At 69.7% G+C, this 5273-nt stretch carries 8 protein-coding genes; 4 read left to right on the top strand and 4 right to left on the bottom strand.

The annotated features are described in order from the left end of the window. From VGO20_RS24715 to VGO20_RS24725, 3 genes are all read left to right on the top strand, one after another. On the top strand, positions 1-627 hold a 627-nt coding region (locus VGO20_RS24715; RefSeq protein ID WP_327505063.1), incomplete at its 5' end, for a DNA translocase FtsK. 110 nt (positions 628-737) lie between these two features. After that, on the top strand, positions 738-1277 hold the full coding sequence (locus tag VGO20_RS24720) for a superoxide dismutase family protein (RefSeq protein WP_327505064.1): 540 nt from the start codon (positions 738-740) through the stop codon (positions 1275-1277). A gap of 46 nt (positions 1278-1323) precedes the next feature. Beyond that, the gene (locus VGO20_RS24725; RefSeq protein WP_327505065.1) at positions 1324-2025 is read left to right on the top strand and encodes a LolA family protein; all 702 of its coding nucleotides are present in this window, start codon (positions 1324-1326) and stop codon (positions 2023-2025) included. A 12-nt stretch (positions 2026-2037) separates the two neighbouring features. Here VGO20_RS24725 and VGO20_RS24730 read toward each other — a convergent pair whose 3' ends face one another. Further along, positions 2038-2421, bottom strand: a complete 384-nt coding sequence (locus VGO20_RS24730; RefSeq protein WP_327505066.1) for a cupin domain-containing protein — start codon at positions 2419-2421, stop codon at positions 2038-2040. A gap of 271 nt (positions 2422-2692) precedes the next feature. Here VGO20_RS24730 and VGO20_RS24735 point away from each other — a divergent pair, with 271 nt between their 5' ends. Next, positions 2693-4117 carry a PAS domain S-box protein gene (locus VGO20_RS24735; protein WP_327505067.1) on the top strand — a complete coding sequence of 475 codons (1425 nt, stop codon included), beginning with the start codon at positions 2693-2695 and terminating at the stop codon, positions 4115-4117. A gap of 39 nt (positions 4118-4156) precedes the next feature. Here the strand turns inward: VGO20_RS24735 and VGO20_RS24740 are convergent, their stop codons facing one another. The 3 genes from VGO20_RS24740 to VGO20_RS24750 form a co-directional block, all read right to left on the bottom strand. Continuing rightward, a complete protein-coding gene (locus VGO20_RS24740) occupies positions 4157-4543 on the bottom strand; it encodes a HEPN domain-containing protein (RefSeq protein ID WP_327505068.1) in 387 nt (128 codons plus the stop codon). Further along, entirely contained in the window at positions 4540-4893 is a 354-nt protein-coding gene (locus tag VGO20_RS24745) for a nucleotidyltransferase domain-containing protein (RefSeq protein WP_327505069.1), read from the bottom strand. The genes VGO20_RS24740 and VGO20_RS24745 overlap by 4 nt, the downstream gene beginning before the upstream one ends. 43 nt (positions 4894-4936) lie before the next feature. After that, positions 4937-5273: VOC family protein (locus VGO20_RS24750; RefSeq protein WP_327505070.1), on the bottom strand; the 337-nt coding region annotated here is incomplete at its 5' end.

The following is a 5273-nucleotide window of genomic DNA, read 5'->3' on the forward strand; positions in this document are numbered from 1 at the left end:
GACCTGATGCTGGTCGCGGGCAAGGACATCGAGGCGGCGATCCAGCGCCTGGCGCAGATGGCGCGCGCGGCGGGCATCCACCTGATCATGGCGACGCAGCGCCCCTCGGTCGACGTCATCACCGGCACGATCAAGGCCAACTTCCCCACCCGCATCTCGTTCCAGGTCACCAGCAAGATCGACAGCCGCACCATCCTCGGCGAGCAGGGGGCGGAACAGCTCCTCGGCCAGGGCGACATGCTCTACATGGCCGGCGGCGGGCGCATCACCCGCGTCCACGGACCCTTCGTGACCGACCAGGAGGTCGAGCAGGTCGTCCGGTTCCTGCAGAGCCAGGGCGAGCCGAACTACGTCGACGCCATCACCGAGGACGAGGACGAGATGGCGGCCTTCGAGGAGGAGGAGGAGCAGGGCCGCGGCGGCACGGGAGACGACCTGTACGACAAGGCGGTCGCGGTCGTGCTGCGCGAGCGCAAGGCGTCGACCAGCTTCATCCAGCGCCACCTCCAGATCGGCTACAACAAGGCCGCCCGCCTGGTCGAGCGCATGGAGGCCGAGGGGATCGTCTCGTCGGCGAACCATGTCGGCAAGCGGGAGATCCTGGTCCAGCACCGGATGGAGGACTGACGGACGGCTGCCGGGGGAACGGGGCGGTGGAACGGGGCGGCGGAACAGGGCGGCGGAACGGGGCCGGCGGAACGGTGTTGGGAGGACATCCGATGCAAAGGGAGCTCCCCATGCCGTACCGCCACGCCCTCACGATCCTCGCCGCCGCGGCCTGCCTCGGAGCATTCCCGGCCGCCGCCCAGCAGAATGCCCAGCAGAACGCCCCTGGCGCCAGCGGCAGCTTCGTCGATGCCCAGGGCCGGGAGATCGGGACCGCCGAGCTGACCGGGACGCCGAACGGCGTGCTGATCCGGATCGACGTCGAGGGGCTGCCGCCCGGCCAGCACGGGTTCCACATCCACGAGACCGGCACCTGCGAGCCGCCGGAGTTCACCTCGGCCGGCGGCCACTACAACCCCGAGGGCGAGAGCCACGGCTTCCTGACCGAAGGGGCCCATGCCGGCGACCTGCTCAACCTCACGGTGCCCGGCGACGGCGCCCTCGTCCACGAGGCGCTGGCGAGCGACGCCTCGCTCGACGGCGAGAACATGCTGCTCGACGACGACGGCTCGGCCCTGGTGATCCATGCCGGGCCGGACGACTACCGCACCGACCCGTCCGGCCAGTCCGGCGCGCGCATCGCCTGCGCCGTCGTCGAGAGCCGCGGCTGAGGCCCATGCCCTTTTTTCGTCACCGTGGATCGACATATAGAAGGGCATGACCAGACGCAGCACCTTCCGTTCGGCCGCCGCCGCCCTCTGCCTCGCGGCGGCCGCCGCCGCACCCCTCCTCGCGGCGGACGCAGCCGCATCCCCGGCCGCCGCGCAGGCGTCCTCGCCCGGCGCCGACCAGGTCGCGCAGGCCGGCCTGTCCGCCCGGGACGAGGCCGACATCGCGCGGATCGAGGCCTATCTCAACTCGATCCGCACGCTGCGCTCGCGCTTCCTCCAGGCGGCACCCGACGGCAGCCTGGCGCGCGGCACCTTCTTCATGCAGCGGCCGGGCAAGATGCGCATCGAGTACGACCCGCCGATCGGCAACTACATCGTCGCCGACGGCTGGTTCATCCATTTCTGGGACGCCGAGCTGCGCCAGCAGTCCAACGCGCCGATCGGCTCGACGCTCGCCGAGCTGATCCTGCGCGACGACCTGCTGCTGTCGGGCGCCGTCACGGTCAACGACATCCAGCGCGGCCCCGGCCGGATCGAGATCGAGCTGGTCGAGACCAAGGACCCCGCCAAGGGCCGGCTGACCCTGGTGTTCGAGGACAGCCCGCTGCGGCTGCGCAAGTGGCGCGTGCTCGACGCCCAGGGCCTGACGACGGAGGTGGCGCTGCTGGACCCGCAGTTCGGCATGCCGCTGGACCGGCGCCTGTTCACGTTCGTCAGCCCGGATTTCGGCCGCTTCCGGGGCGACTGACCGGCCCCCTCTTCAAGACCGCAGATGGGCGGTCTGCTCATCGATCGAGCGGGTGACGTCGGCCTGGACGTCGCCGGTATGCTTCGTCCGGACCGGCTCGACGAACATGATCCACGCTTCTCCGTCGGCATGGGGCTGATGCTCGACGCCGCGCGGGACGACGTGGAAGTCGCCGGCCTCCAGCACGACCTCGCGCCCGTCGCGGTAGCGGATCGCGAACGTGCCGCGATGGACGAGGAAGAACTCGTCCTCGTCGGCATGGGCGTGCCAGACGAACTCGCCCTTCACCTTGGCCAGCTTCACGAACTGACCGTTGGCGGCCGCCACCACGCGCGGCGACCAGTATTCGGTGATGGTGTCGTATTCCTGCGAGAGACGGCCGACCGACGGCACCATGTCCTTCCTCCCTCCGGGTGATGAGCTGGCTGCCACCCTAACACGGCCACCCTAACACGGAAGGAACGGCGGTCCGACCGTCCGCATGCGGCCGGCGCATGAGGGATCATCCTCCGAACCCCGGAAAGACGCTTACGGCCCGAACGGTTTGGACGTAACATCCTCCGCCGAGTTGGAAAGACCGGTCGGTCCGCAGCGGGTCCACGGGCCCCCGGGCGCCCGGGGGAGGCCCGACCATGCGGTCGGGCCGCAAGCATCGACAGGGGTCGTGATGACGTTGGATGCGGGTTCGGACGCCGCCGGCGCTGCCGCCATACCGCCTGCCGTGCCGCCTGCCGTACTGCCCGGCGTGCAGGACTACGCCGCCCATCTGCTGAAGGTCCTGCCCGCGGCGGTCTATGTCTGCGATGCCGACGGACTCATCGTCGCCTACAACGACCGGGCGGCCGAGCTGTGGGGCCAGCGCCCGGAGCCCGGCGATCCCGCGATGCGCTTCTGCGCCTCGCACCGGCTCTACTGGCCGGACGGCCGGCATCTGCCGCACGAGCAGACGCCGATGCGCGACGCGCTCGTGTCCGGCACGACGACGAAGGACGGCGAGGTCGTCTTCGAACGGCATGACGGGTCCCGTTTCCTGGCGCTGGTGAACGTCGTCCCGCTGCGCGACGGGCAGGGCCGGATCATCGGCGCGGCGAACTGCTTCCAGGACATCACCGAGCGCAGGCGGGCGGAACGGCAGGCGCAGCAACTCGCGGCGATCGTCGAGTCCTCCGACGACGCAATCGTCAGCAAAACCCTCGACGGGGTCATCGCCACCTGGAACCGAGGGGCCGAACGCCTCTTCGGCTACACGGCGGACGAAACCATCGGCAAGCCGATCACGATCCTGTTCCCACCGGACCGGCACGACGAAGAACCGGAGATCCTCGCGCGCATACAGCGCGGCGAGCGGGTCGACCACTACGAGACCGTCCGGCGGCACAAGGACGGAAGCCTGATCGACATATCGCTGACGGTATCGCCGATCAAGGGCACCGACGGCAGGATCGTGGGCGCGTCGAAGATCGCCCGCGACATCACCGAGCGCAAGCGGGCCGATTCGCGCCTGCGCCTGCTCGCGCGCGAGGTCGACCATCGCGCCAAGAACCTGCTGGCGGTCATCCTGTCGATGGTGCGCTTCACCCGCGCCGACACCGTTCCCGAGTTCGCCGCGGCGATCGACGGCCGCATCCGGGCGCTGGCCCACGCGCATTCCATGCTGTCGGAAAGCCACTGGCAGGGGGCCGACCTCGAGCGGCTGGCCGAGGAGGTGCTGGCGCCCCACCGCCGCCCGGGGGCCCGGCCGGTGCGCATCGACGGCCCCGGCCTGAAGCTCGCCCCGTCCGCCGCGCAGTCGGTCGCCATGGTGCTCCACGAGCTGGCGACCAACGCGGCCAAGTACGGCGCCTTCTCCGCTCCCAGCGGCCATGTCCACCTCGAGTGGTCACTGCCGGCGGGCGGGCGCCTGGTCCTGCTCTGGACCGAGACGGGCGGACCGCCGGTGCGCCAGCCGTCGCGGCGCGGCTTCGGGACGGGCGCGGTCGAGCGCGTGGTCCGTGGCCAGCTGGGCGGCCAACTGAGCCTCGACTGGCGCGCCGAGGGACTGGTGTGCGAGATCGACGTGCCGCTGGACGCCATCGTGGACCCGGCCGGCTGACCGGGAGGGCGCGACGGGCACTCCGGAAAGAGCAGCGGATCAGCCTGCCCCGGTCAGTTCCTTCATTCTACTCACGAACGCCGCTCCAGCCCGCATCATCGGCTCGACGACATCAACACCGAGAACATCGCCACGGTAATCGGCAGCGTATCGGACCTGTTCCGCCTCCTTGAAGGTCCTGCCAAGTTCAAGATCGACAATCCCGGGCTTTACGAAGGCTTGGCCGAATTTGCCGATCGTCCCGGCATGCGTCCTAGGAATCTCGATCCCCCGCGAAGCCAGGGCTGCACAGGCACCATGGAAAACGGCATAGTAGAGGCGGTTCATCGCCCCGTTGACGTCACCGTCATCGAGCAGTATCTGCGCCGAACGCAGACTTCTTTCCGCCTGCTCGATCTGGGCCGCCGCTCCGCCTGCATCCGTCACACCAGCTTGCCTTCCGCCCTGATCGTTTCCGCCAGCCGGCCACAAAAGGGATCGGGGCGGTCACCGGCCAGGGCCGCGGCCGGCAACGTCCAGGCCTGAATCGCCATACCTTTCTCGATCTCGACCGGATACGTAACGTCGAGGAGTTCTCGGTCCGCAAGGGTCAGCGGCTGCCGAGGGTCGTGCAAGACGACAGCGAGGTCGAGGTCGCTGTCCTCCCGATGATCTCCGCGTGCACGGCTGCCGAACAGGTAAAGGCCGGCCAAACGGGAGCCATACCGCTCCAAGAGCGCCGACTTCACGGCGGTCAACACCGCGCGGGTCCGACTGTCTATCGCCATTTCCGTCATGGCCGGCCTCCTCGGTTCGAAGATGCGCTCTTTCCAGCTTCAGTCAACAGCCGGCCTGCTCGGACGCGTCGAAGTTCAGCTCGATGCGGATGCCGTGGGGGTCGTTCACGAACACCTGGATCATGCCCAGCAGCGGCACCGTGCGCTCGGAGAAGGGAACGCCCTTCTCCGCCAGGCGGCGGCGCGTCGCGTCGAGGTCACGGGCCGTGAAGGCGACGTGGTCGAGCGCGCCGGTGCCTGACCCGGTGCCGGGTGCCGGCGCGCCGGTGCCGACGAGATGGACGACGGGCGTGCCGTCGCCGGCATAGAGCCACAGGCCGGGAAACGGGAAGGGCGGCCGCTCGCCCGCCTCGAGGCCGAGGACGTCCTCGTAGAAGCGG

Source organism: Arenibaculum sp. (assembly GCF_035998295.1).
Taxonomy (GTDB): domain Bacteria; phylum Pseudomonadota; class Alphaproteobacteria; order Azospirillales; family Azospirillaceae; genus DASYHS01.